The sequence below is a fragment of the Sphingomonas sp. SFZ2018-12 genome (genome assembly GCF_022496715.1).
In the GTDB taxonomy this organism is placed as follows: Bacteria; Pseudomonadota; Alphaproteobacteria; order Sphingomonadales; family Sphingomonadaceae; genus Sphingomonas.
The window spans coordinates 201533-225535 of sequence record NZ_WTFM01000002.1; the positions used below are offsets into that span (position 1 = coordinate 201533).

Below are 24003 nucleotides of genomic sequence, written 5' to 3' on the forward strand. Positions count from 1 at the left end.
CGCCCCATGCCGACGGTCTCGACCCGTCATGACCATCCTGGCCAGGTCTGGCCATCCCGCCCTCCGGCCCGGAGGCAGGGAACATAGTGGGAACATCATGACGGAGTCGAGTCCGATTTCAGCGGCGCTGCAGCCGCCTTTCAACACCTCTGAAATTGCCCTTTCGCCGATCGATCCGGTGCTGCCGGTCGCGCCCTATATCGGCGGCAAGCGCCGATTGGCGAAGCGGATCATCGCCCGCATCGCGAAGGTGCCGCACCTCACCTATGCAGAGGTCTTTGTTGGCATGGGCGGCGTGTTCCTGCGCCGCGATGTCCGCTCCCAGGTCGAGGTGATCAACGACTGGTCGGAAGACGTCTCGACGCTCTTCCGCATCCTCCAGCGCCACTATGTGCTGTTCCTCGAAATGCTCCGGTTCCAGGTCACCTCGCGCGCGAACTTCGAAAAGCTGCTGCGCCAGGAGCCGTCGTCACTGACCGATCTGGAACGCGCCGCGCGCTTCCTCTACGTCCAGCGCCTGGCCTTCGGCGGCAAGGTCGCCGGCCGCCATTTCGGGGTCAGCCCGGTCAACTCCGCGCGGTTCGATGTCACCCGCCTGCAGCCGATGCTTGAGGCGATCTGGGAGCGCCTGGCCGGCGTCGTGATCGAGCGGATGCGGTGGCAGGATTTCCTCACGCGCTACGACCGGCCGGGCACGCTCTTCTACCTCGACCCGCCCTACTACGGCTGCGAAAACGACTATGGCCAGGCAATGTTCGACCGCGCCGAGTTTGAGCAAATGGCCGAGCTGCTCGCGGGCCTGAAAGGCCGCTTCCTGCTCAGTCTGAACGCCCACTCCGAGGTGCGCCGCATCTTCGCCGGCTTCGCCATCGAGGAGGTTCAGACCAGCTACTCGATCGGCGGCAACGACCGCCCCAAACCGGTTACCGAGCTGATCATTTCGAGTCGGCCGACATGAGCCGCCAGCGTCCGAGTTTTTCCCACTTCTTTTCCCAGTTCTATCTGGGACGTTTTGCCCGGTTGAGAACCCTTGCATGACCCGGAAACCCTGGCCGCATCGGCCTTTTGTCGAAGTGGGAAATTATTGTCGTCGGAACTGGGACGTGCCGGCACCCCACCCACGCATTTCTGCGGTTTTTGCGCCCCTTGTTCGCGCTGGAGCGCCATTTTTCACGCGAAGGACCGGGAAAACGACAATAATTCCCTCAACCGCGCCAAAATGGCCGAAACCCCCGATTTATGGGCATTATCGTCCCACTATGTCCCGAAAAGGCCCGCCATATCCCGCCTCTCCTGCAACCGTATTTAATGTCGCGGCACACGGACGGCCGCTGCGCTTTGCCGCGATCCTGCTCAGCCTGTGGGCGATGTCGCGCGCGGCCTTTGTCTGGTTCGACCAGGATGCGCCGGACGCGCGCGTTGTCGGGCCGATAACGCACCCGATGGCAGGGGCGGGCCGGTCGGCGATCGCGCTGCCCGCACCGCTCCCGATGGAGGGCGGCGGTGTGCGCATGACACCCGCGCTGGCGGCGGCAATGGCCCGCCTGCGCGCGGCCGGTTCGACGCCGCACGCGTCGGAACACCCCGGCCATCACCGTACAGCGATCGGCGCGCGGCTGATCGACGTGCGCGAGCCCGGCCGCGCGGTCAGGGCGGAACGCGTCCAGCTGGCGATGCTGGCGGCGGTCCATGTGGCGAGCAGCACCCAGCTGGTCGACCGCTATTTCGCCGACGCGCCGCGGCTGCGCGCGCCCGCGGCCGGCGATCCGCGCTGGTCGGGCAGCGCATGGCTGTTCGCGCGGAGCAACGGCGTGCCGGCCGCCGCGGGTGCCGGCCAACTGGGCGGGGCGCAGGCCGGCGGGCGCGTCCGTTACCGGCTCGACGACGAAGGGTTGAGCGCCGCCGCGGGCGCAGCGATCCCGCTCGCGTCGCGCGGGCGTGAGGCGATGGTCGCGCTCGAATGGCAGCCCCAGGCCAGTCCGATCCGGCTGGTGGCGGAGCAGCGCATACCCCTGGACGACAGCATCAGCGGCGGCCCCGGCGTCGGCGCGGTGGCAGGCGTCGGCCCGACCGACATCGGCCTGGGCTTCGACCTGGAAGGCTTTGGCCAGGCGGGCGCGGTCGCACGCGCGCGGCTCGAACCCTATGTCGAGGGCGGCGCCCGCGTCGCTCGGCCGGTGGCCAGCGCGCGCGGGACGCGATTCGAGGTCGGTGCCGGGCTGTGGGCGAGCGCGCAACGCGACGCCCATCGCGTCGATGTCGGCCCGGCGCTCAGTGCGACATTGCCGATCGCCGGCCAGCGGTTCCGCGTCGCGATCGACTGGCGCGAGCGCGTGGCCGGCGGCGCCCGGCCCGATTCGGGGCCGGCGCTCTCGATCGGCACCGATTTCTGACGTCACTTCCGACGGTGGCACCCGATCCGCGCGCGCGCTATGGCGAGCGCACGCCGCCCACGCCACCAACCGGAATGCCGTCCCGCCCATGGACCTTTACCTCCCGATCGCCAACCTGTCGGTCAACGCGCTGGTCATCATCCTGCTGGGCGGCGGCGTCGGGTTCCTGTCGGGCATGTTCGGGGTCGGCGGCGGCTTTCTGACCACGCCGCTGCTCATTTTCTATGGCATCCCCCCGACGGTCGCCGCCGCGTCGGCGGCATCGCAGGTGACGGGGGCAAGCGTGTCGGGGGTCTTCGCGCATCTGCGCCGCGACGGCGTCGACCTGACCATGGGCTCCGTCCTGGTCGTGGGCGGCATCGTCGGATCGCTGCTGGGGGCGGGACTGTTCCGGCTACTGCAATCGTCGGGGCAGATCGATACGGTCATCGCCATCCTCTATGTCCTGATGCTGGGATCGATCGGCGGGCTGATGCTTCGCGAGGCGATCGTCAGCATTCGCGCGAGCCGGACGGGCGCGCCGGTGCCCGCACGCCGGCGGCGGCATCACCCGATCGTCGCCGCCCTGCCGATGCGCTGGCGCTTCTATCGATCCGGCCTGTACATCTCGCCGCTCGCACCGCTGATCCTGGGGTTGCTGACCGGCGTGCTGACGATGCTGCTGGGCGTCGGCGGCGGCTTTTTCCTGGTGCCGGCCATGCTGTATCTGCTCGGCATGGCGACCCGCGTGGTCGTCGGCACGTCGCTGTTCCAGATCCTGTTCGTCACCGCGGCGGCGACGATGGTGCACGCCCTGACCACCCGGGCGGTCGACATCGTGCTGGCCGGGCTGTTGCTGATCGGATCGGTGAGCGGCGCGCAGATCGGCGTGCGGTTCGCGCAGCGGGTGAAGCCCGAATATCTCCGGCTCGCGCTGGCGCTGATGGTGCTCGCCGTCGCAACCCGGATGCTGCTCGGTCTCGCCTGGCGCCCGGACGAGATCTTCACGGTCGAGCTCGCCTGATGCGCCTCCGCCCCGCCCTCGCCGCCGCGCTGCTGGCACCGATGCTGATGGCGACGACCAAGCCGGTGCTCGTCCCCGACGTGTCGCAGCGCGACATCGAGATCATCTACAGCTTCACCGGCGCGGAGCTCCTGCTGTTCGGCGCGATCCTCTACCCCGGCGGGCGCGTGCCGAGTGGCGACACCCCCGCCGACATCGTGGTGGTGGTCAAGGGACCGGCCCAGTCGGTGCGGATGCGCGAAAAGGAGAAGGTCGCCGGCATCTGGGTCAACGCCGACCAGGTGCGCTGGCGATCGGCCCCCTCCTTCTACGCCATCGCATCGTCCCGGCCGATCCGCGAGCTGGTCGACGATCGCACCCGTGCCATCTACGAACTCGGCCTCGACAGCCTGCAATTGTCCCCGATCGGTGCCACCAGCACCGAGGAACAGGCGCGTTTCACCGCGGGGCTCGTCGACCTGCGCCGGCGCGCGGGCCTGTATTATGAGGCGCCAAGCGCGGTCGAGATCACCGACGACGTGCTCTACCGCGCGCGCATCGCCATCCCCGCGCGCGTACCCGTCGGGCGCTTCACCGCGGAAACCTTCCTGATCCGCGACGGGCGGGTGCTGGCGGCGGCGGTGCGCGAAATCAACATCCGAAAGTCGGGGTTCGAACGCTTCGTGGCCGCGGCGGCTCAGAACAGCTCGGTGCTCTACGGGCTGTCGGCGGTGTTGCTGTCGCTCGCGATGGGCTGGGGCGCGGGGGCGATCTGGCGTCGTCTCTGATCGGGCGCGAACCACTTCTTCAGGATTTGGTGGCATCACCGCGGGTGGAGATCCGGGGAGCGGCCATGGCAGAGTTTGAGGGTGCAAAGGCGTTCGACCACGCAGAGTCGGTCGGCACGGGCGTGATCGGCGGCGACGTCGCCGCGCTCCCGATCGGTGTGGTGACCAATATCACGGGCGCCAACAGCCAGGTGGGGCTGGATCGCACCGCGCTCGAAGCGTTGGCCGGCCATGCGGACACCGCGATCGCGATGGCGGGCCAGATCGGCAGCCAGATCAAGATCCGCGTCGGCAGCAGCTGGCTGGTCGCCAGCATCCGTTCGGTACGCTTCGACGACCGCATCGACGGCATGATCGTCGCACAGATCGACTATCTGGGCGAAGCGGACGAGGAAAAGCTCACCGGAAAGCTCTATCGGTTCCGTCGCGGCGTCACCCGCTATCCGCTGCCGGGGGCCAATGTCTACCCGGTGTCGGCCGCCGACATGAAGCAGATCTATTCCGCCGACGATCGCCCGCACATCGAAATCGGCAGCGTCTATCCGACGCGCAACATCCGCGCGGCGCTTTATGTCGATGCGCTGCTCGGCAAGCATTTCGCGCTCCTGGGATCGACCGGTACCGGCAAGTCGACCAGCGCCGCACTGATCCTGCACCGCATCTGCCAGCTTGCACCGCAGGGCCATGTCGTGATGATCGACCCGCACGGCGAATATGGCGCCGCGTTCAAGCATTCGGGCGAGCTGTTCGACGTGTCGAACCTGCAAATGCCCTATTGGCTGATGAATTTCGAGGAACATTGCGAGGTGCTGCTGACGTCGCAGGGCGACCAGCGGCTGATCGACACCGACATCCTGGCGAAGTGCCTGCTGGCGGCCAAGGCGAAGAGCCGCGCCGCACAGGAGATCACCAAGCTGACCGTCGACGCGCCGATCCCCTATCTGCTGTCTGACCTGACCAACATCCTGCAGCAGGAAATGGGCAAGATGGACCGCGCGGGCGACACTGCCCCCTATCTGCGCCTGAAGACCAAGGTCGAGGAAGTCCGCAGCGATCCGCGCTTCGCCTTCATGTTCTCGGGCATGCTGGTCGCCGACAACATGACGACGTTCCTTGCCCGCATGTTCCGCATGCCGAGCGACGGCAAGCCGATTTCGATCATCGACGTGTCGGGTGTGCCGTCCGAAATCACGTCGGTCGTGGTGTCGGTGCTGGCGCGACTGGTGTTCGACTTCGCGATCTGGTCGCGCGACGAGGAAAAGCAGCCGGTGCTGCTGATCTGCGAGGAAGCGCACCGCTATGTCCCCAACGAGCGCAACGCGGACGCATCGTCGGTCGGCCGCATCCTCAGCCGCATCGCCAAGGAAGGCCGCAAATACGGCGTCTCGCTTGGCCTCATCACCCAGCGGCCGTCGGACCTGGCCGAAGGCGTGCTGTCGCAGTGCGGCACGATCATCACGATGCGCCTCAACAACGATCGCGACCAGGCATTCGTCCGCGCTGCGATGCCGGAAGGCTCGCGCGGCTTCCTCGATTCGATCCCCGCGCTTCGCAATCGCGAGTGCGTGATCTGCGGCGAGGGCGTATCGACGCCGATCCGCGTCAATCTCGACACGCTGGAGGAGCATAAGCGGCCGGCATCGAGCGACCCGGTGTTCACCGAGCTGTGGCGCAAGTCCGGCGGCGAGGAACAGGCGATCGAACGCACCGTCCGGCGCTGGCGCTCGCAGGGGAAATAACGGATCGGGATCGCGCGCTCGCCTCCCGCGCGCCGCGCCGTCCCGCTCCCGCCCTTCAGATGAAACCGTCCGTCGCCGTGCGGACCAGATGCCTCAACCGCGCGGTCGCGCCGCCGGGTCCTGCACGCTCGCCGTGACCTTCGACGCGGCAGTGGCGCGCGACGCGGTCGTGCCCGCCGCCGGCACCGCCATCAGCCGATTCAGCTGTGCCTTGAAGCGGCGAAGCTCCTCCCCACCCAGCTGGAGCACGGTCGAGAAGGACACGCTGGACGGATTGACCGCGCCGCCGTTCTTCCACAGCTCGTAATGCAGGTGGGGACCGGTCGACAGGCCGGTCGAGCCGACATAGCCGATCACCTCGCCCGCGCGCACGCGCTCGCCGGCGCTCACCGCGATGCGGCTCATATGGCCATAGCCGGTCGCCATGCCGCCGCCATGGCTGAGCTTGACGAACTTGCCATAGCCGCCGTTCCATCCGGCCATCGCCACCACGCCGTCATCGGCAGCGCGGATCGGCGTGCCGTGCGGCGCGGCGAGGTCGAGCCCCTTGTGCAGCCGCTGATAGCCGAGCACCGGGTGGCGGCGATAGCCGAAGCCCGAGGTCACCCGGCCGGGCACCGGGCGGTTCATCAGCCCGCGCCGCTCACCGACCCCCTTGGCGTCGAACCATTCGGTCCGGCCATTCTGTTCCCAGCGGACGAGCTGGATTTCGCGCTTGCCCTGATCAAGCCCGGCGAACAGCAGCTTGCCCAGCTGGACCTCGCCAGTTTCGGCGCGCGCCTGTTCGATGATGATGTCGAATTCGTCGTCCGAACCGACCCGGCCGATCGGGACGCGGGTCGCAAGCGACCGGATATAGGCTTCCACCGCCTTCGCAGGCGCGCCGGCGGCACGGGCCGACCGATAGAGGCTGCTGCCGACCGTCCCGCGGATACGCAGCGGCGTCCGGTCGATCGCGATCGGAATTTCGTTGAGCGCAAGCCCCGTCGCCGCACGCTTGAGCTCGAGCGCCAGATCGAAGCGGGCGCGAAAGGCGAGCTTTTCGAGCGGGCGCGGCTCGGTCTTGGCCGCGCGCCGGCCGAGCGTCAGGTTGAGCCGCGTCCCCGGCGCGATCTCGCCCAGGCTGACCGCATTGGCGACCAGCGCGGCGGCGCGCTCGGCATCGTCGCTGCCGACACCCGACCGGGTGAGTACGCGTTCGAACGCGGTGCCCTGTGCCAGCGTGGCGGCCAGTTCGATGATCGGACGTTCGGGCGTATCGGTGAGCGGCGCGACACGCGCGGTCGCGCCCAGGCGCATCCCCGTCGTCGCGCCCAGGCCGAGCGGGCTGATCGACAGGCTGCGCACTTCATCGAGCGACGCGTCGCTGACGACCGGCGTCACCGCACCATAAACGGGCTCGATCCCTGGCGAGAGCAGCGCCACGAAAGTCAGCAATCCCGCACAGGTCGCGACACCGCGCAGCCACACCCGGCTGCCGATATCGCTACCGAGATCGGGGACCAGCTCAAAATCCGGGAAGCGCGCGCGCAGTCGGTCGATCGCCGTGACGGGGGCGGCGGGGGTCCCGGCAGCCGAGGTCGCGCGGTCGGTGGAACGCGCACTGGTCCCGCCGGCCTGGTCCAACCCGATTTCACCGCGCAGAAACAATGCGCCCCGCTCCCCTGCCGATCCGGTTTGATTTGGATCGACTTCCCGTTTTCCTGTGGAACAAACAGGTTGAAGTCAAATTAACCCGCTTCGCCACCCGGTCGCGTTGCGCCGAATCGTGGCGGTCCGCCGATGAACGGTGTCAATGCGGCTCCGGACGCGACAAAGAACGCGCCTTCCCGCTTGCGCCCCCGCCCCGGCGCGACGATGTTGGTCGGGCGATGAGCGAGTTTGCGCAACGCCCGGTCACCGCGGTGCTGGGCCCGACCAATACCGGCAAGACGCACCTCGCGATCGAGCGGCTGTGCGGCCATTCGAGCGGGATGATCGGCTTTCCGCTGCGCCTGCTCGCGCGCGAGGTCTATGAGCGCGTCGTCGCGATCAAGGGTGCCGGCCGGGTGGCGCTAATCACCGGCGAGGAAAAGATCGTCCCGCCCGATGCGCGATGGTTCCTGTGCACCGCCGAGAGCATGCCGCTGGAGCGCGAGCTGGGCTTCGTCGCGATCGACGAGGCGCAGCTGGGCGCCGACCCGGAGCGCGGGCACGTGTTCACCGACCGGCTGCTCCGCGCACGCGGGCGCGACGAGACGATGATCCTGGGATCGGACGCGCTGCGCCCGATGCTGAAGGCGCTGGTGCCCGAGGCCGAAATCATCGGCCGCCCGCGCTTTTCGACGCTCAGCTATGCCGGCGCGCGCAAATTGTCGCGGCTGCCACGGCGCAGCGCGATCGTCGCCTTCTCCGCCGAGGAAGTCTATGCGGTTGCGGAGGCGATCCGCCGGCTGCGCGGCGGCGCGGCGGTGGTGATGGGGGCGCTGTCGCCGCGGACCCGCAATGCGCAGGTCGCGATGTTTCAGGCAGGCGAGGTCGATTACCTCGTCGCCACCGACGCGATCGGTATGGGGCTCAACATGGACGTCGCCCATGTCGCCTTTGCCAGCATGACCAAGTTCGACGGGCACCGGCAGCGCCGTCTGACCGTCGCCGAAATGGCCCAGATTGCGGGGCGCGCCGGCCGGCACCAGCGCGACGGCACCTTTGGCGCATTGCACGAGGAAGGTCCGGCCGCGTTCCGGCCGGAGGAGGTGCTGGCGATCGAGGCGCATGAAATCCCCCGGCTCGAGCATCTCTATTGGCGCGACGGCGCGCCCGACCTTGCCAGCATCGATGCGCTGATCGAGAGCCTCGAAGCGCGGCCGCCAGCCGGCGTGCTGCGCGCCGCGCCGCAGGCGATCGACCTGGCCGTGCTGAAACGACTGGCGGAGGAGGATTGGGTGCGCGTGCGGGTGCGGTCGCCCGCGATGGTCGCGCGACTCTGGGCGGCGTGCAGCCTGCCCGATTTCCGCAAGCTGGGGGCGGATCCGCATGCGCGTTTCGTCGGCCGGGTGTTCCGCCACCTGAGCGAGGGGCGCGGGCACGTCCCGCACGAATGGTTCGCCGAGGAAATCGCGCGGCTCGACCATCTGAACGGCGATGTCGAGACGATCGCCGGCCGCATCGCGGCGGCACGCAGCTGGGCCTATATCGCGCACCGCGCCGACTGGCTGGCCGATCCGGCGTATTGGGCCGAGCGAACCCGCGCGGTCGAAACGCGGCTGTCCGACACGCTGCACGACCGGCTGACCCAGCGGTTCGTCGACCGCCGCACCACCGTGCTGCTGCGCCAGATCGGCGCGGACGCGGGCGCGTTGCCTGTCACGGTCGATCCCGACGGTGCGGTCAGCGTCGAGGACCAGCCGATCGGACGGCTGGAGGGGTTTCGCTTCGTCGTCGCACCGGACGCGCGCGCCGCCGACAAGCGCATGCTGCTATCGGCGGCCGAAAAGCGGTTGGGGCGCGAGCTTCAGCGTCGTGCCGAGGCGCTGGCCGCCGCGACCGATGACGCCTTCGCGCTCCAGGCCGTGCCCGGCGGTGCGCCTGCGATCGGCTGGCACGGCGCGCCGGTCGCGATGCTTGGTCCCGGCAAGCGGATCGGCGCGCCGCAATTGCGGCTCGACCGCGCGCTCGACACGCTGGCCGCGCCCGCCCGCTCCGCGATCACGGTGCGGCTGCGGACGTGGCTCGCAGCCATGCTCAAGCGCCATACGCCGTTGTTTGAGGCGCTCGCTGCCATCCTGAGCGATCCCGAAGCCACGCCCGCCGAGCGCAGCATCGCCGCCGCGCTCGACGACGGGGCGGGCTTTGTCGCGCGCGACATGGTGGCGGATGCCGTCGCACAACTCGATGCGGCCGGGCGGCGACGGCTGCGGCGCGCGGGCGTGACGTTCGGCGCGATCGACCTGTTCGACGCGCGCCTGCTCAAGCCCGCGGCCGCGCGCTGGCGCCTGGCGCTGCTGGCGGCACGCGAGTCCGGCCGCGACGACCCGGGCGACGCGATCGCGCCGGCGGGGGCCACCGTGCTGCCGGGCGACCATCCCGCCGCGCGTCCCGGCCATGGCTTTCGCCGCTTCGGCGACCAGGCGGTGCGGATCGACATGGTCGAGCGTCTTGCCCTCGCGCTGCACGGTGCGCGCGACGGACGCCAGCCCTTTGCTGCCGACCTGGCGCTGGCGACCTCGATCGGGCTGACTCCGCCAACGATCGCGCGACTGCTGACCACGCTCGGTTTTCGCCCGGTGCCCGTCGCGACCGGCGCGGGGGAGGCACCCCCGGCCCAACAATGGCGCTGGCAGGGTCGCCAGCGTCCGCGCGCGACGTCGGTTGCGCCGCGGCCCGGCAATGCCTTTGCCGCGCTGGCCGACCTTGCACCCGTCCCCGCACGGGTGCCTGCGCACCGACGGAAGCGGCAACATGACTGAGCCAACGATGCGGCTGGACCGCTTTTTGTGGTTCGCGCGGCTGACCCGGTCGCGCAGCACCGCCCAGACCATTGCCGAGGCGGGAACGCTGCGCATCGACGGCCGGCGCATCGACCGGTCGCACGCACCGGTGCGCGCGGGGTGCATCATCGCCTTTCCACAGCATGGCCGGGTGCGCGTGCTGCGCGTCGCCGCGCTGCCGACCCGCAGGGGTCCACCGGGAGAAGCGGCGGCACTGTACGAGGAGCTGTCGACGGGGTCGGCGAAGGCAATTGACGCCGCCGAGTCCCGCGCATAGCAGGAGGGCGACCCCTTCGCTGGAGCCCAATGCCCCATGACCTACGTCGTCACCGACGCCTGCATCCGCTGCAAATACATGGACTGCGTCGAGGTTTGCCCGGTAGACTGTTTCTACGAGGGCGAGAACATGCTGGTCATCAATCCCAGCGAATGCATCGATTGTGGCGTGTGCGAGCCCGAATGCCCGGCCGAAGCCATCCTGCCGGACACCGAAAGCGGGCTTGAAAAATGGCTTGAGGTCAACACCACCTTTTCGGCGCAATGGCCCAACGTGACGAGCAACCGCGGGCAGACCCCCCCTGACGCGGACGAGTACAAGGGCCAGGAAGGCAAGTTCGAGAAGTATTTCAGCCCCGAACCCGGCGCGGGCGACTGATCAGGGCGGAACGGCGTCGCGCGATCGCGGCGCAGCGCGCCGGGATGCCCGGCGTCCTGCCTCGCCGGCACGGCGCCGGTGCGCATGGTGCCGCGCAACAGACGCTGGCAATTTTATTACGACTATGTTAAAAGGCTCGCGATGCGGTCGTCATTGACCGCGTCGCCCGGAGACGATTGGAAATTGCCCCGGCCCGAATGGCTCCGCCACCCGCTGGCGTGATGTTTCGTCTGGCCGCACGGGTGTCTGTTCACGGAAAGGCTTCACACACATGGCTGTCAAGGCGCTGTCCTTCGATGTCGGCGATTATGTCGTTTACCCCAAGCACGGAGTGGGCCGTGTCATTGAGCTGCAGAAACAGGAAATCGCGGGCATGCAGCTCGAACTCTACGTGCTGCGCTTCGAGAAGGAGCGGATGACGCTCCGCGTGCCGACCAACAAGGCGGAAAGCGTGGGGATGCGCAAATTGTCGTCGGACAAGACGCTGAAGGAAGCGCTCGACACGTTGAAGGGCAAGCCGCGGGTCAAGCGGACGATGTGGTCGCGCCGCGCGCAGGAATATGAGGCGAAGATCAATTCCGGCGACCTGGTGTCGATCGCCGAAGTGGTCCGCGACCTGTTCCGCGCGGACGACCAGCCCGAGCAGAGCTATTCCGAGCGCCAGATTTTCGAGGCCGCCGCCAGCCGGCTGGCGCGCGAGCTTGCCGCGATGGAGGAGCTCGACGAGCCGGGCGCGCTCGAGAAGATTCTCGACATCCTGCGCAAGGCCGCGGCGATCCATAACAAGGACAAGGTCGCGGCCTGACCGCGGCACAAGTCGGCAAAATCCCGGGCGGGGGCGGCGGTAACGGTCGCCCCCGCCCTTTTTGCGTTGATCGCCCACGCAAATAGTGTATTAGTATTGCAATACACAGGAGGGCGATATGCACTGGTCTGGTCTCATCATCCTACTGCCGCTGGCGGCGTGCAGCGGCGATGATGGCGAGCGTCGCGCCGCCGTCGACAATCGTCCCGCCATCGCGGCGAGCGGCAGCGGCGCCGAGCGCAGCTTTGCCGCCACCGGCTTCGACCGCGTCGAGCTGGCCGGCGTCGACGATGTCGAGATCACGACCGGCGGCGAGTTCAGCGTGCGCGCGAGCGGCGATCCGAAGATCCTCGACCAGCTCAAGATTATGCTCGAGGACGGACAGCTCGTCGTCACGCGCAAGCGCGACGGCAGCTTCCGCTGGAACAGCGAGGACGGCGCGGCGCGCATCGCGATTTCGATGCCGGTGCTGCGTGCCGGCTCCATCGCCGGATCGGGCGACATGACCGTCGACCGCGTCGCCAACGACTTCGCCGGCGCGATCGCGGGGAGCGGCGACATGACGATCGGCATGATCCGCGGGGACAAGGCGCGCCTGTCGATTGCCGGATCGGGCAGCATCGCCGCGTCGGGGGAGGTCCGCTCGCTGACCGTCGAGCTTGCCGGGTCGGGCGATGTCCAGGCCAGGGCGCTAAAGGCGAGCAGCGCCGACGTGTCGATCGCCGGAGCGGGCAACGTCGCGGCGGCGGTCGTCGGCGATGCGAAGGTCGCGCTGCTCGGATCGGGTGATGTCGATCTGGGCCCGGCGGCGCGCTGTTCGGTCAGCAAGATCGGGTCGGGCGAGGCGCGCTGCGGCAGCTGATCGCGGTCGCCGTCAGGCGGCGAGCGGGAAGCGCAGCAGACGGTCCTCGAGCGCGACCAGCGCCTCGGCCTGACCGCCGACCGCGCGACAGATTTCGGGATGGCGCGCATCGAGCCCACCGGTCAGTGCGCCGAACGCCGGCAGGATCAGCTTGGTCGGGGTCGCGACGAAGCAGCGCCGCGCGACGCTGCGTCCGCGCACCGTCACCCGGAACTTGGGATGGAAATGCCCCGACAGTTCGGGCTGGGCCTCCCCCGGCTCGGCTTCGTGGCGCAGCACCAGCCCGTCGACGCGCGCCTCGGCGACGATCCGCCCGCCCAGTGCATCGCCAAGCCCGGCATCATGGTTGCCGGTCACCCAATGCCAGTCGACCCGGGCGGTCAGCGCCCGTAGCCGCGCGCGCGCTTCATCGCACAGCCGCGTGCTGCCGGCCGCGTCATGAAAGCTGTCGCCCAGGCAATAAAGCGCGACCGCCCCCGTCCGCGCCACTGCCGCCTCGAGCGCGGCGAGCGTCGCCAGGCTGTCATAGGGGGGCAGCATCTGGCCATGCACGGCAAACCAGCTTGCCTTTTCAAAATGCAGATCGGCGACGAGCAGCGCGCGGCGTTGCGGCCAGAACAGCGCACCATCGGCACCCGCGACCAGGGCGTGCCCAGCGAACGAAAAGGGAACCATGGCTCCGCTATGCCCCGCCGGCGGCGTTCCGACAATCGGGAAAACGCAACGCCGCGCGCGCGTCAGATCCGCGACGGCTGCGCGTCATAGGTGATCGGCAGCGACGAGGGTCGCGCGCGATAGCGCGGTAGCAGGAACTGGATGCGGCGATTGGAGAAGTCGATGTCGACGCGCCGGAAATAGCGTAGCGCGTTCATGCCGAGCAGCAGCGTCGGCTCTTCCTTCAGCCCGAGCTTCTCGAACGGAGCGAGATCGGCAAAGGCGATCGGCAGGCCCGACATCGTCATCGTGCCGATCCGCACTTCGTCGACGGTGGCGGCCGGAATCTCCAGATGCTCGCCCGTGACGCTGGTGAACGACATCGGACCGATCGCGACGCGGGTGCGCGCGACCTGGCGATACAGCGCCAGATTGCCGACGCTGACCGCCGCCCCCGTATCGACGATCACGCGAATGCGCCGCTCGCGATAGGCCGCGTTGGTGACGATCAGCTGGCCGAACTTGTTGCGTGCGGTGACGATGATCTCGTCCGGCTTGGGCCGCGGCGCACGGGCGACCTCGGCCTTGCGGACCCGCATCTCGCCACGGTCGAAGTCGATGGTCACCGCGCGGCCGTCCAGCGCGTCGACGCCGAGCAGCCCCGATCCGCCCAGATGCTGCGCCTCCAGCGCCGGAGCCGCGATATTGCGGCTGGCGGCGAGCGGCGTCACCTCAAGCTCGGGAATGACGACCGTCGCGACGCTCGATGTGCCGCCGAGCGCGGTCAGATTGACCCGCGGCCCGGCGGGCAGACCAAGCTGTTCGGCGAGCTGGCGCGAGATGACCGTGCGTTCGGCCCCGGTGTCGACGAAGAAGGGAAACGGACCCTTGCCCGACACCGATACGGGCACGGTCATCCGGCTGTCGACATGCGCGAACTCGACCGATCCCATCGAGGTTGCCGGATCGATCGCCGGGTCGATCGGCGATGCGGGCGGGAGCGTTGGCAGCTGTTGCGGGACGTCCGAGCGTGCGAGCAGCGGCGCGGCGGCGATCAGCGCCGCGAAACCGAGCAGTGATGGACCCCGCAACATGGACGCAGCATATACCCGACCCGGCATCCCGGCAATCGACGATCGTCACGGTCAGTCGAGGCGCATGGCCTCGGTCGCCAGGGCTTCGGCCTCAACCAGCAACGCGTCGTCGACGCTGGCCTGCGCCACGCTTTCCCGCCCGATCAGCACCAGCACCGGCACGGCGAGCGGGCTGACCCGGTCGAGATCGACGTGCAGCATCGTGTCGGCGGCGCGGTCGAGCAGGTCCGCAAGGCGCCCGACGTCGGTCATTCGCGCCCGCGCATCCGCCCAGGCCGCCTCGAGCAGCAGATGCCCGGGCTCATAGCGGCGCAGCACGTCGTAAATCAGGTCGGTCGAGAAGGTCACCTGCTTGCCGGTCTTGCGCTTGCCCGGCAATTGCCGCTCGACCAGCCCGCCGATCACCGCGACTTCGCGGAACGCGCGCTTGAGCAGCGCCGATCCCTGCACCCATTCGACGAACTCATGTTCCAGAATGTCCGGGGAGAACAAGGCGGCGGGATCAGTGACCGGCTCCAGCCCGTAGCACGCCAGGGCGTAATCATTAGACACGAAGCCGATCGGCTTCAGCCCCAGCGCCTCCATCCGCCGCGTCACCAGCATGCCGAGCGACTGGTGCGCGTTCCACCCTTCAAAGCTGTAGGCGACCATGTAGTGCCGCCCCTCGCGGGGGAAGGTTTCGACCAGCAGCTGCCCGGGCGCCGGCAGGCGCGACCGGCGCTGCTGCACCTCCAGCCATTCGCGGACATCGTGGGGAAAGCGCGCCCATTCGGCGGGATCGTGCAGGAAGTGGCGCACCCGCCGCGCGAGATTGGTCGACAGCGGCATCCGCGCGCCGACATAGGTCGGGATGCGCGCCGGCCGGTGGGTGGCACGCACCACCAGGTCGGTTGTGTCCATCCGCTCGACCTCCAGGCTGATGCCCGAGAAGAAAAAGGTGTCACCGGGTGACAGCGTGGCCGCGAAATATTCCTCGACCGTGCCCAGCTTGCGCCCGTTCCTGAACCTGACGTCGAGCGTCGGGGCGTCGACGATAATGCCGGCATTCAGGCGATGTTGCGCAACGAACTTGGGGTGGCTGACCCGCCACAGCCCGTCGGGGCCGCGTGTCAGCCGCTTGAAGCGGTCATAGGCCTTCAGCGCATAGCCGCCATCCGCGATGAAGCCGAGCACCCGGTCGAAGGTTGCCGCATCGAGCGCCGAATAGGGCAGTGCCGACTGGACCTCGCGCAGCATCGCGTCCGCCGCGAACGGTTCCGCGCACGCGCACGCCATCAGGTGCTGGGCGAGCACGTCGAGGCTGCCGGGGCGGAAGATGTCGGGGTCGAGCTCGCCCGCTTCCACCGCGTCGAGCGCGGCGCGTGCCTCGAGATATTCGAACCGGTTGCCCGGCACCAGGATCGCCTCCGACGGCTCGTCCAGCCGGTGGTTGGCGCGCCCGATACGCTGCAGGAGGCGCGACGAGCCCTTGGGCGCGCCCATCTGGATCACGCAATCGACATCGCCCCAGTCGACGCCGAGATCGAGGCTGGCGGTCGCGACCAGCGCACGCAGCTTGCCGTCGGCCATCGCCTGCTCGACCTTGCGCCGCGCCTCGCGCGCCAGGCTGCCGTGGTGGATGCCGATCGGCAGCTTGAGCTCATTGGCCTTCCACAAATCCTGGAAGATCAGTTCGGCGAGCCCGCGCGTGTTGCAGAAGACGAGCGTGGTCCGGTGCGTCTCGATCTCCGCCATCACCTGCGGCGCGGCATAGCGGCCCGAATGGCCCGACCACGGGACCCGGTCCTGCGGCAGGGCGATGTGGATCACCGGTGCGGCACCCGCTTCCCCCAGCACCTTCGTCACGCGGTCGATATCGCCATCGGGGGCGAGCCAGGCGCGATAGCCGTCGGCATCGGCGACCGTCGCGGACAGCGCGACCCGGCGCAGCGCGGGCGCGAGCGCCTGCAGCCGGCTCATCGCCAGCGCGAGCAGGTCGCCGCGCTTGCCGGTGGCAAAGGCATGGACCTCGTCGATCACGATCGTCCGCAACCCGGCGAAAAGCGGTGCGGCATCGGGATAGGAAATCAGCAGGCTGAGCGATTCGGGCGTGGTAAGCAGGATCTGGGGCGGCCGCGCGCGCTGCCGCGCCTTGCGATCCGACGGCGTGTCGCCGGTGCGCGTCTCCACGCGGATGTCGACGCCCATTTCTTCAATCGGGGTCAGCAGGTTGCGCTGGACATCGACCGCCAGCGCCTTCAGCGGCGAGACATAGAGCGTGTGCAAACCCTCGGCCGGCCGCTCGATCAGCTCGCACAGCGTCGGCAGGAAGCCCGCCAGCGTCTTGCCCGCACCGGTCGGCGCGACCAGCAGCGCATGATCGCCCGCGCGCGCGGCGGTGAGCATGTCGAGCTGATGCCGGCGCGGCGTCCAGCCCTTTGCCGCGAACCAGCCGGCCAGTGCGGGGGGAAGCAATTGATCCACGGGCGCTATATGGGGCGGACGGCGACGCGGACATAGTGGCATCGCGCGCATCGCGACCCCATATCGCGCCGATGCTTGGCGACTGGATCGTTCCGCGGCCCGAAGGCATCTACATCCCCGCCGCCGACGCGTGGGTCGATCCGTCGGTGCCCAAACCGCGCGCGCTGGTCACGCACGGCCACGCGGACCACGCCCGCGGCGGGCATGGCGCGGTGTGGGCGACAGCCGAGACGCTGGCGATCATGGGGGTCCGCTATGGGCCCCAGGCGGGGCATCCGGTCGATTACGACGCGCCCATGCGACTGGGCGAGGTCGGCATCAGCTTCGTTCCCGCCGGCCATGTGCTGGGCAGCGCGCAGATCGTGCTCGAACATCGCGGCGAGCGCGTCGTCGTCTCGGGCGACTATAAGCGGCGACCCGATCCCACCTGTGCGCCGTTCCGCGTCGTGCCGTGCGACGTCTTCATCACCGAAGCGACCTTCGGCCTGCCGGTGTTCCGCCACCCCGAAACGCGCGACGAGCTCGACAAGCTGCTGGTCGCCTTGCGCGCCGAGCCCGAACGCTGCGTGCTGGTCGGTGCCTATGCGCTCGGCAAGGCCCAGCGCGTGATCCGCGAGCTGCGCGACATGGGGTTCGACGACCCCATCTATCTTCACGGCGCGCTGCAGCGATTATGCGACCTGTACGTCGCGCATGGCGTCGACCTGGGCGAGCTGCGCGCGGCGACGGGGGTGCCAGGCCGCGAACTGCGCGGCCGTATCGTGATGTGCCCGCCCGGCGCGCTCAACGATCGCTGGTCGCGCCGCCTGCCCGATCCGGTCACGGCGATGGCGTCGGGGTGGATGCGGGTGCGCGGGCGTGCGCGCCAGCGTAATGTCGAGCTGCCGATCATCCTGTCCGACCATGCCGATTGGGACGAGCTGACCCGCACGATCGAGGAGGTGCGTCCACGCGAGCTATGGGTGACCCATGGCCGCGAGGAGGCGCTGGTCCATTGGTGCATGACGCGCCAGATTCGGGCTCGCGCGCTCGAACTGAACGGTTTCGAGGACGAGGACGACTGACGCCGCGATCACGCGGCGCTGACGCTGTCCTCGACCTGGAAGACCCAGTCCTCCGCCTCGGCTTCGGTGGCGAAGCACTGGGCGTTGCGGCTGCCGATCACGCGCAGCAGCTGCATCCGCGCGAGCGAAGACGCGACGACGAAGCCGACCTTGCGCTGACGATATTTGGGATCGCCCATCACGCGGCGAAACGCGTCGACGACATCCTGGGTCTGGATCCGCATGTCACTGATGTCGCAGATCATCCGCTGCTGGCTGGGCAGGCCGCCCGCGCGAGCGGTCGCGCGGTGCACGGCGTCATGATAGCCGGCCACATCGTCGAGCGAGAAGAATCCCCCCATTTTGACCTTGATCAGGCGACGCGCGGGGTCAACGTCCACTGAGAAATGTCCGTTCATTCCCGTAGATTAGCGGGTGAAAGCTTAGCAAAGCGTAACCCGGGCGCAAGATTCGGCAAAAAATCCGATCGTTGCCCGCTGCACTCGCATCCGCGCAGCGCGGGATCAGGTCGCGCGATCGACGCTGTCGGCGGCCGATTCGAGATCGCGCCCCACACCACGAACCGTATTGCACGCCGACAGGGCGAGGCAATTGACCGCCAGCAGCACCAGGATCATTCGTCGCACCATCGTCAAGCTCCCGTTTCTCACAAATGCGCCCCCCGGTCCGGACGGGTCAGGCGGAATGGCCCGCGCCCTGCAGCGCCTTTTGCCGGCGACGCTGGACCGAACTGCCGATACCCATCGCCTCACGATATTTGGCGACGGTGCGCCGGGCAATATCGAAGCCCTTGCCGCGCAGCAGATCGACGAGCGTGTCGTCGGACAGGATCGCTTTCGCGTCCTCCGCCGCGATCAGGCTGCGGATCGCGTTCTTGACCGCCTCCGCCGAGACCGCGTCGCCGCCATCGGCGGACTGGATCGCGCTGGTGAAGAAATATTTGAGCTCGAACAGCCCGCGCGCGCAGCTCAGATATTTGTTGCTGGTCACGCGGCTGACCGTCGATTCGTGCATCTCGATCGCTTCGGCCACCCGGGCAAGGGTCAGCGGGCGCAGATGCGCGACGCCGTGCAGAAAAAACGCCTCCTGCTGCTTCACGATCTCGGTCGCGACCTTGATGATCGTGCGCTGGCGCTGGTCGAGCGCCTTGACCAGCCAGTTGGCGCTGGCGAGGCAGTCGCTGAGCCATGCCCGCGACGCCTTGTCGCGCCGCGCGGTGCCCGACAGCTCGGCATAGTAGGTGCGGTTGACCAGCACGCGGGGCAGCGTCGCCGAATTGATCTCGATCGCCCAGCCATCGCCACGCCGCGCGACGAACAGGTCCGGGACGACCGCCTGGCTTGGCTCGCCGCCATAACGGCACCCGGGTTTGGGATCGTAATTGCGCAGCTCGCGGATCATGTCGGCCATGTCCTCGTCATCGACGCCGCAGATGCGCTTCAATTGCGCGAGTTGCCCGCGGGCGACGAGGTCGAGATTGTCGATCAGCCGCGCCATGCACGGATCATAGCGATCGGCCTCCTTCGCCTGCAGGGCGAGGCATTCGGCGAGGTCGCGCGCGCCCACCCCGGTGGGGTCGAAGGTCTGGATGATGGCCAGCACCGCCTCCACCCGCGCCAGCGGCACGCTCAGGCGGTTGGCGATGTCGAGCAACGGCTCGGTCAGATATCCGGTCTCGTCGATCTGGTCGATCAGGTGCGCGGCGATGAACAGGTCGGGCCCGGCGATCGCCGCGCCCGCCTGGGCCAGCAGATGATCGGCGAGGCTCAGGTCGGACTGGGCGAAACTGTCGAAATCCGGCCCGTCCTCGCTCGCGCCCCCGCTTGCGCCGCCCGCGAGGCCCAGTCCGCCGTCCAGCCCGCCGATCGCATCCGACGGGCTGTCGTGGTGGAAGGTGTCGGCCGCAAAGTCGACATCGAGCTGTGCCTCGCCCGCATCGCCGCCCGATTGCAGCAGTTCGGCCGCGTCGGCCGGCCCGTCGCGCGGCGGATCGTCGGGGTCGAACGCGCCCTCGCCCTCGCCGATGTCGCGCCCGCCATCCTCCTCGCCCGCACCCGGCGAATTGGCCTCGAGCAGGGGGTTTTTCTCGATCTCCTCGGCGATGAAGGCTTCGACTTCCAGGTTGGAAAGCGCGAGCAGGCGAATCGCCTGCTGCAACTGAGGCGTCATCACCAGCGACTGCGACTGGCGCAGGTCGAGGCGCGGCGCGAGGCTCATGTCACGTCATCGCCCGCGCGCCGGGCATCGCCGGTCGCGCGATGCAGGGCCGCGATGCCGGTCAGCGCAGCGGAAACGCGCAAGATGGGGCACGCGGTCATGCCTAAAGCGAGAAGCCCTCGCCCAGATAAAGGCGGCGGACATTGGCGTCGGCGACCAGTTCTGCCGGCGATCCGGTGAACAGCACGCGGCCGTCGTAGATGATGTAGGCGCGATCGACGATGTCGAGCGTCTCACGGACATTGTGATCGGTGATGAGCACGCCGATCCCGCGCCGCTTGAGCTGGCACACCAGGTCGCGAATGTCGGAGATCGAGATGGGATCGATGCCGGCGAAGGGCTCGTCGAGCAGGATGATCGTCGGATTGGCGGCCAGCGCGCGCGCAATTTCGGCACGCCGCCGTTCGCCGCCAGACAGTGCCATGGCGGCCGAATCACGCAGCCGCGTCAGGCCGAATTCGTCGAGCAGGGTGTCGAGGCGCGCGCGGCGGACATGCGGATCCGGTTCGGACAGCTCAAGCACCGCCAGGATGTTCTTTTCGACGCTGAGCCCACGAAAAATCGAGGTTTCCTGGGGCAGATAGCCCAGACCCAGGATCGCGCGGCGATACATGGGCAGCGCGGTGATATCCTCGCCGTCCAGCATGATGCGGCCCGAATCGGGCTTCACCAGCCCCATCACCGAATAGAAGCAGGTCGTCTTGCCCGCGCCGTTCGGGCCGAGCAGGCCGATCACCTCGCCCCGCCCGACGGTCAGCGACACGTCGGACAGCACGCTGCGCTTGTCGTACGCCTTGGCGATCGACACCACCGACAGGCCGACTCCGCCGTCGCTCGGCGGCGGGGACACGGCCGGTTCGGCGAGGGTCGCTACTTCATTCATCGGCCTGCTCCGTCACCGTTGCGGTGCCCCTTACCGGACTGGCATGATTCCTGCCTCATATTCCCTTGCCGGGAAAGGCCTGTCTGGCACTTTGGCACCGATTTCATCGCGTTCCGGCGCGAGTCGCGTCGGCGAGACGGCTATTGGCCGCGCTTCGGTACCGAAAAGCGACCCGTGACCCGACCGCCCTGGTTGGTCACCCCGCCTTCGGCAGGGCCGCCGCTGGCCACGCCCGACCCGTCGATCGTCGCGCGCCCGGTGTCGAGATTGATCGACAGCCGGCCGCCGCGCACGGTGTTGCTGCCCTGGATCAGCGTCACGTCGCCAATCATCGTGATGACCCGGCGGTTGAGGTCATAGACCGCATAGCGCGAGCGCGCATTCTGATCCGGGCGGGCCACCGTCACGCCCCCGGCCGCGTCGAGACGCGACACCTGTGGGCTGCCGTCGATCACCGCGCCGGTATAGGCGACGGTTACGCGATCGGCGTTGAGCGTCATGTTCGCCTGGCGGATCGCGACGCCGCCCGACAGGATGGCGCGGTTCGCCCGGTCCTGCAGCTCGATATAGGCCGCGTCGAAATCGATCGGCGCCGCCGAATTGTGCCGCACCTGGGCCATGGCGGGACCCGAGGCGACGCCGCCGAACGGCAATGTCGGCGCGAGCAGGACGGCGGCGAGGCGCAGGGTTGGTTTCATCACGGCCTATTTGATCGCTTCGGCACGATACGCAAGTGGGCGTTGCCGCTGAGCTTGACGGTCCGCGATTCGAGATCGGCCTCCATCCGGTCGCCGCTGAACCGGCCCATCGGCGTCGTCCCGGTCACCGCGCCGGTGCCGCGCAGCCGGCGGTTGCGAAGGTCGACCGTCGCGTCGCGGGTGTCGAGCGTGTAGCCGCTGGCGGCACGGAACGCGATCGGCCCGTCGATCGCGACCTGCTCGGCATCGAGATCGTAGCGGCCGCGATTGGCGCGCAGCCGCGCCGGACCGTCCTCCATCTGAAGCTGGGCGGCGAGCATCTGGAGCTGGACGATCCGTTCGGCCGAGCTCTTCTGCACAGCCGAGCCCGCGGTGAGCTGAAACGGACGCCCGCGGGTGTCGGTGCCGCGATATTGCGCGCGCTCGATCCGCAGGCGTTCGACCGCGACGTCGACCTTGCGCTTGTCGAGCACGAAGCTCATCTCCCCCACATCGAACAGCGGCGCCATGACGAGGAACGCTGCGAGCACCCCGATCGCCATGGGGAGCGCCACGCGCAACAGGCCGATGATCCGGTCATGTGACCCGCCGGGTGCCGCCCACGCCTGCCGGCGCGAGACATCCTGGCGCGCCCATTCAGACATGCGCGAACAGGTCGGTTTCCGGCCAGCCGGCCAGATCGAGCGCGGCGCGGTGCGGCAGGAATTCAAAGCACGCACGCGCCAGCGCGGTCCGCCCCTCGCGGTCCAGCCGCCGGTCCAGCTCGGCACGCAGCGCGTGGAGATGGCGCACGTCGGAGGCGGCATATTCGCGCTGCGCATCGGACAGGTCCTGGCCGCCCCAGTCGGACGATTGCTGCGCCTTCGACAGCTCGACCCCCAGCAGCTCGCGCACCAGGTCCTTCAGGCCGTGCCGGTCGGTATAGGTGCGCACCAGCCGCGACGCGATCTTGGTGCAATAGACCGGCGCGGCGACCACGCCCAGATAGTGCTGGATCGCGGCCAGGTCGAAGCGCGCGAAGTGATACAGCTTCACGCGCGCCCGGTCGGCGAGCACCGCGCGCAGATTGGGCGCGGCATAATCGCTGCCGGGATTGAAGCGTACGAGGTGCGCATCGGCCGATCCGTCGGACAGCTGGACCACGCACAGTCGGTCACGCGGGGTGATCAGGCCCATCGTCTCGGTATCGACGGCAATGTCGGCACCGGGTGCAAAGACGTCGAGGGGAAGGTCTTCTTCGTGAAAATGGACGGTCATGGCGTCCGCATAGGCGCGTCCGCCCGCGCGCTCAATCGAAACTGCGCGTGCCGGCCCGGTTCAGTTGGCGGGGTCGAGGCGCGCCTTCGCCCTGCGCGCCCGCGACCGTCTCGCGACGATGTTGAGCGTCTCGACCCCCGCCGAGAAGGCCATGGCGGCATAGATGTACCCTTTGGGCACGTGCACGCCGAAGCCGTCGGCGATCAGCACCGCGCCGATCATCAGCAGGAAGCCGAGCGCCAGCATCACCACGGTCGGGTTGTGGTGGATGAAGCGCGCCAACGGGTCCGCCGCGACCAGCATGATCCCGACGGTGATGATCACCGCCGCCATCATGATCGGCACGATGTCGGTCAGGCCCACCGCGGTCAGAATCGAATCGATCGAGAAGACCATGTCGAGCGCGATGATCTGGATGATCGCGGGGCCGAAACCGATCGTGCCCTTGCCCTTCTTGTCGAGCGTCTCACCCGATTCGTCGGCGTCCATCGTGTGATGGATTTCCTTGGTCGCCTTCCACACCAGGAACAGACCGCCGGCGATGAGGATCAGGTCGCGCCACGAAAACTGCGTCTCGAACGTCGGTTCGCCATGTTCGCCGGGCGCGCCGGTGATCCCGAGATCGAAGACCGGCGCCTTGAGCGAAATGATCACCGCGATCATCGACAGCAGGACGAGGCGCATCACCAGCGCGAGGCCGATGCCGATTCGCCGCGCGGCCTGTTGCCGTTCGGGGGGCAACTTGTTGGTCAGGATCGAGATGAAGATCAGATTGTCGATGCCGAGCACGACCTCGAGCACGACAAGCGTCAGCAGCGCGGCCCACGCGGCAGGGTCGCCGATCAGACTGATGATATCGGACATTTCGTCCAAATGCCGGTCCGCCCGCGATTCGGCAAGAGGCGGCCGCGCGCCGCGGTGCGGCTCAAGTTTTCGTTCGCCGCCCTGAAAAAATCTGTGTATAACCTTGCACGAGGCGC

The 24003-nt window shown here is 68.4% G+C and carries 23 protein-coding genes; 11 read left to right on the forward strand and 12 right to left on the reverse strand.

Going from position 1 to position 24003, the window contains the following annotated elements; translation table 11 throughout:
* Positions 1-28: 28 nt before the first annotated feature.
* The 5 genes from GO308_RS09965 to GO308_RS09985 all read left to right on the forward strand — a co-directional run bounded on the left by GO308_RS09965 (position 29) and on the right by GO308_RS09985 (position 5902).
* Positions 29-958: a DNA adenine methylase gene (locus GO308_RS09965; protein WP_240885358.1), complete on the forward strand. Its 930-nt coding sequence runs from the start codon at positions 29-31 to the stop codon at positions 956-958.
* A gap of 301 nt (positions 959-1259) precedes the next feature.
* On the forward strand, positions 1260-2393 hold the full coding sequence (locus tag GO308_RS09970) for a hypothetical protein (protein ID WP_240885359.1): 1134 nt from the start codon (positions 1260-1262) through the stop codon (positions 2391-2393).
* Between the two features lie 88 nt (positions 2394-2481).
* A complete protein-coding gene (locus tag GO308_RS09975) occupies positions 2482-3396 on the forward strand; it encodes a sulfite exporter TauE/SafE family protein (protein ID WP_066483595.1) in 915 nt (304 codons plus the stop codon).
* Complete coding sequence (locus GO308_RS09980; RefSeq protein WP_066483594.1) at positions 3396-4163, forward strand: TIGR02186 family protein; 768 nt, start codon at positions 3396-3398, stop codon at positions 4161-4163. Before GO308_RS09975 ends, GO308_RS09980 begins: the two co-directional genes overlap by 1 nt.
* A gap of 65 nt (positions 4164-4228) precedes the next feature.
* Positions 4229-5902, forward strand: coding sequence for an ATP-binding protein (locus GO308_RS09985; protein ID WP_082731151.1), 1674 nt, complete (start codon positions 4229-4231; stop codon positions 5900-5902).
* Between the two features lie 93 nt (positions 5903-5995).
* Here GO308_RS09985 and GO308_RS09990 read toward each other — a convergent pair whose 3' ends face one another.
* The gene (locus tag GO308_RS09990; RefSeq protein ID WP_240885360.1) at positions 5996-7552 is read right to left on the reverse strand and encodes a M23 family metallopeptidase; all 1557 of its coding nucleotides are present in this window, start codon (positions 7550-7552) and stop codon (positions 5996-5998) included.
* 221 nt (positions 7553-7773) lie between these two features.
* Between GO308_RS09990 and GO308_RS09995 the strand changes: the two genes are divergently transcribed.
* The 5 genes from GO308_RS09995 to GO308_RS10015 all read left to right on the forward strand — a co-directional run bounded on the left by GO308_RS09995 (position 7774) and on the right by GO308_RS10015 (position 12693).
* Positions 7774-10350 carry a helicase-related protein gene (locus GO308_RS09995; RefSeq protein WP_240885361.1) on the forward strand — a complete coding sequence of 859 codons (2577 nt, stop codon included), beginning with the start codon at positions 7774-7776 and terminating at the stop codon, positions 10348-10350.
* Positions 10343-10648, forward strand: a complete 306-nt coding sequence (locus GO308_RS10000; protein WP_231726035.1) for a S4 domain-containing protein — start codon at positions 10343-10345, stop codon at positions 10646-10648. Before GO308_RS09995 ends, GO308_RS10000 begins: the two co-directional genes overlap by 8 nt.
* Before the next feature lie 36 nt (positions 10649-10684).
* Positions 10685-11026: a ferredoxin FdxA gene (gene fdxA / locus GO308_RS10005; protein ID WP_066483589.1), complete on the forward strand. Its 342-nt coding sequence runs from the start codon at positions 10685-10687 to the stop codon at positions 11024-11026.
* 271 nt (positions 11027-11297) lie between these two features.
* Positions 11298-11831 carry a CarD family transcriptional regulator gene (locus tag GO308_RS10010; RefSeq protein WP_066483588.1) on the forward strand — a complete coding sequence of 178 codons (534 nt, stop codon included), beginning with the start codon at positions 11298-11300 and terminating at the stop codon, positions 11829-11831.
* Positions 11832-11949: 118 nt separating this feature from the next.
* Complete coding sequence (locus GO308_RS10015) at positions 11950-12693, forward strand: head GIN domain-containing protein (RefSeq protein WP_240885362.1); 744 nt, start codon at positions 11950-11952, stop codon at positions 12691-12693.
* Between the two features lie 12 nt (positions 12694-12705).
* Here the strand turns inward: GO308_RS10015 and pdeM are convergent, their stop codons facing one another.
* From pdeM to GO308_RS10030, 3 genes are all read right to left on the reverse strand, one after another.
* Positions 12706-13368, reverse strand: coding sequence for a ligase-associated DNA damage response endonuclease PdeM (gene pdeM, locus GO308_RS10020; RefSeq protein WP_240885363.1), 663 nt, complete (start codon positions 13366-13368; stop codon positions 12706-12708).
* 62 nt (positions 13369-13430) lie between these two features.
* On the reverse strand, positions 13431-14441 hold the full coding sequence (locus GO308_RS10025; RefSeq protein WP_066483581.1) for an aspartyl protease family protein: 1011 nt from the start codon (positions 14439-14441) through the stop codon (positions 13431-13433).
* Positions 14442-14492: 51 nt separating this feature from the next.
* The gene (locus GO308_RS10030; RefSeq protein WP_276616539.1) at positions 14493-16946 is read right to left on the reverse strand and encodes a ligase-associated DNA damage response DEXH box helicase; all 2454 of its coding nucleotides are present in this window, start codon (positions 16944-16946) and stop codon (positions 14493-14495) included.
* 29 nt (positions 16947-16975) lie between these two features.
* Between GO308_RS10030 and GO308_RS10035 the strand changes: the two genes are divergently transcribed.
* Positions 16976-17968 (forward strand): ligase-associated DNA damage response exonuclease, encoded by a 993-nt coding sequence (locus tag GO308_RS10035; protein WP_066550858.1) that lies wholly within the window; start codon positions 16976-16978, stop codon positions 17966-17968.
* Positions 17969-17976: 8 nt separating this feature from the next.
* Here the strand turns inward: GO308_RS10035 and GO308_RS10040 are convergent, their stop codons facing one another.
* From GO308_RS10040 to GO308_RS10075, 8 genes are all read right to left on the reverse strand, one after another.
* Positions 17977-18348, reverse strand: a complete 372-nt coding sequence (locus tag GO308_RS10040; protein ID WP_156437863.1) for a hypothetical protein — start codon at positions 18346-18348, stop codon at positions 17977-17979.
* A 123-nt stretch (positions 18349-18471) separates the two neighbouring features.
* Positions 18472-18585, reverse strand: a complete 114-nt coding sequence (locus GO308_RS10045; protein ID WP_066483573.1) for an entericidin A/B family lipoprotein — start codon at positions 18583-18585, stop codon at positions 18472-18474.
* 58 nt (positions 18586-18643) lie between these two features.
* Positions 18644-20185, reverse strand: a complete 1542-nt coding sequence (gene rpoN, locus GO308_RS10050; protein WP_066550852.1) for an RNA polymerase factor sigma-54 — start codon at positions 20183-20185, stop codon at positions 18644-18646.
* Between the two features lie 103 nt (positions 20186-20288).
* On the reverse strand, positions 20289-21068 hold the full coding sequence (lptB, locus tag GO308_RS10055; RefSeq protein ID WP_066483570.1) for an LPS export ABC transporter ATP-binding protein: 780 nt from the start codon (positions 21066-21068) through the stop codon (positions 20289-20291).
* Positions 21069-21208: 140 nt separating this feature from the next.
* The gene (locus GO308_RS10060; RefSeq protein WP_231726045.1) at positions 21209-21688 is read right to left on the reverse strand and encodes an LptA/OstA family protein; all 480 of its coding nucleotides are present in this window, start codon (positions 21686-21688) and stop codon (positions 21209-21211) included.
* A 77-nt stretch (positions 21689-21765) separates the two neighbouring features.
* Entirely contained in the window at positions 21766-22410 is a 645-nt protein-coding gene (gene lptC, locus GO308_RS10065; RefSeq protein WP_066550845.1) for an LPS export ABC transporter periplasmic protein LptC, read from the reverse strand.
* On the reverse strand, positions 22403-23023 hold the full coding sequence (locus GO308_RS10070) for a ribonuclease D (RefSeq protein WP_240885364.1): 621 nt from the start codon (positions 23021-23023) through the stop codon (positions 22403-22405). The genes lptC and GO308_RS10070 overlap by 8 nt, the downstream gene beginning before the upstream one ends.
* A gap of 60 nt (positions 23024-23083) precedes the next feature.
* Positions 23084-23887, reverse strand: a complete 804-nt coding sequence (locus GO308_RS10075) for a TerC family protein (RefSeq protein WP_066483720.1) — start codon at positions 23885-23887, stop codon at positions 23084-23086.
* Positions 23888-24003 lie beyond the last annotated feature (116 nt).

Coding starts and splice junctions, on each gene's coding strand:
- GO308_RS09995 (WP_240885361.1), top strand. CDS start 7,774: ATGAGCGAGTTTGCGCAACGCCCGGTCACCGCGGTGCTGGGCCCGACC.
- lptB (WP_066483570.1), bottom strand. CDS start 21,068: ATGAATGAAGTAGCGACCCTCGCCGAACCGGCCGTGTCCCCGCCGCCG.
- GO308_RS09965 (WP_240885358.1), top strand. CDS start 29: ATGACCATCCTGGCCAGGTCTGGCCATCCCGCCCTCCGGCCCGGAGGC.
- GO308_RS10070 (WP_240885364.1), bottom strand. CDS start 23,023: ATGACCGTCCATTTTCACGAAGAAGACCTTCCCCTCGACGTCTTTGCA.
- rpoN (WP_066550852.1), bottom strand. CDS start 20,185: ATGAGCCTCGCGCCGCGCCTCGACCTGCGCCAGTCGCAGTCGCTGGTG.
- GO308_RS10015 (WP_240885362.1), top strand. CDS start 11,950: ATGCACTGGTCTGGTCTCATCATCCTACTGCCGCTGGCGGCGTGCAGC.
- GO308_RS09975 (WP_066483595.1), top strand. CDS start 2,482: ATGGACCTTTACCTCCCGATCGCCAACCTGTCGGTCAACGCGCTGGTC.
- pdeM (WP_240885363.1), bottom strand. CDS start 13,368: ATGGTTCCCTTTTCGTTCGCTGGGCACGCCCTGGTCGCGGGTGCCGAT.
- GO308_RS10000 (WP_231726035.1), top strand. CDS start 10,343: ATGACTGAGCCAACGATGCGGCTGGACCGCTTTTTGTGGTTCGCGCGG.
- lptC (WP_066550845.1), bottom strand. CDS start 22,410: ATGTCTGAATGGGCGCGCCAGGATGTCTCGCGCCGGCAGGCGTGGGCG.
- GO308_RS10035 (WP_066550858.1), top strand. CDS start 16,976: ATGCTTGGCGACTGGATCGTTCCGCGGCCCGAAGGCATCTACATCCCC.
- GO308_RS09985 (WP_082731151.1), top strand. CDS start 4,229: ATGGCAGAGTTTGAGGGTGCAAAGGCGTTCGACCACGCAGAGTCGGTC.
- GO308_RS10075 (WP_066483720.1), bottom strand. CDS start 23,887: ATGTCCGATATCATCAGTCTGATCGGCGACCCTGCCGCGTGGGCCGCG.
- GO308_RS09980 (WP_066483594.1), top strand. CDS start 3,396: ATGCGCCTCCGCCCCGCCCTCGCCGCCGCGCTGCTGGCACCGATGCTG.
- GO308_RS09970 (WP_240885359.1), top strand. CDS start 1,260: ATGTCCCGAAAAGGCCCGCCATATCCCGCCTCTCCTGCAACCGTATTT.
- GO308_RS10025 (WP_066483581.1), bottom strand. CDS start 14,441: ATGTTGCGGGGTCCATCACTGCTCGGTTTCGCGGCGCTGATCGCCGCC.
- GO308_RS10045 (WP_066483573.1), bottom strand. CDS start 18,585: ATGATCCTGGTGCTGCTGGCGGTCAATTGCCTCGCCCTGTCGGCGTGC.
- GO308_RS10010 (WP_066483588.1), top strand. CDS start 11,298: ATGGCTGTCAAGGCGCTGTCCTTCGATGTCGGCGATTATGTCGTTTAC.
- GO308_RS10030 (WP_276616539.1), bottom strand. CDS start 16,946: ATGCCACTATGTCCGCGTCGCCGTCCGCCCCATATAGCGCCCGTGGAT.
- fdxA (WP_066483589.1), top strand. CDS start 10,685: ATGACCTACGTCGTCACCGACGCCTGCATCCGCTGCAAATACATGGAC.
- GO308_RS10060 (WP_231726045.1), bottom strand. CDS start 21,688: ATGGCCCAGGTGCGGCACAATTCGGCGGCGCCGATCGATTTCGACGCG.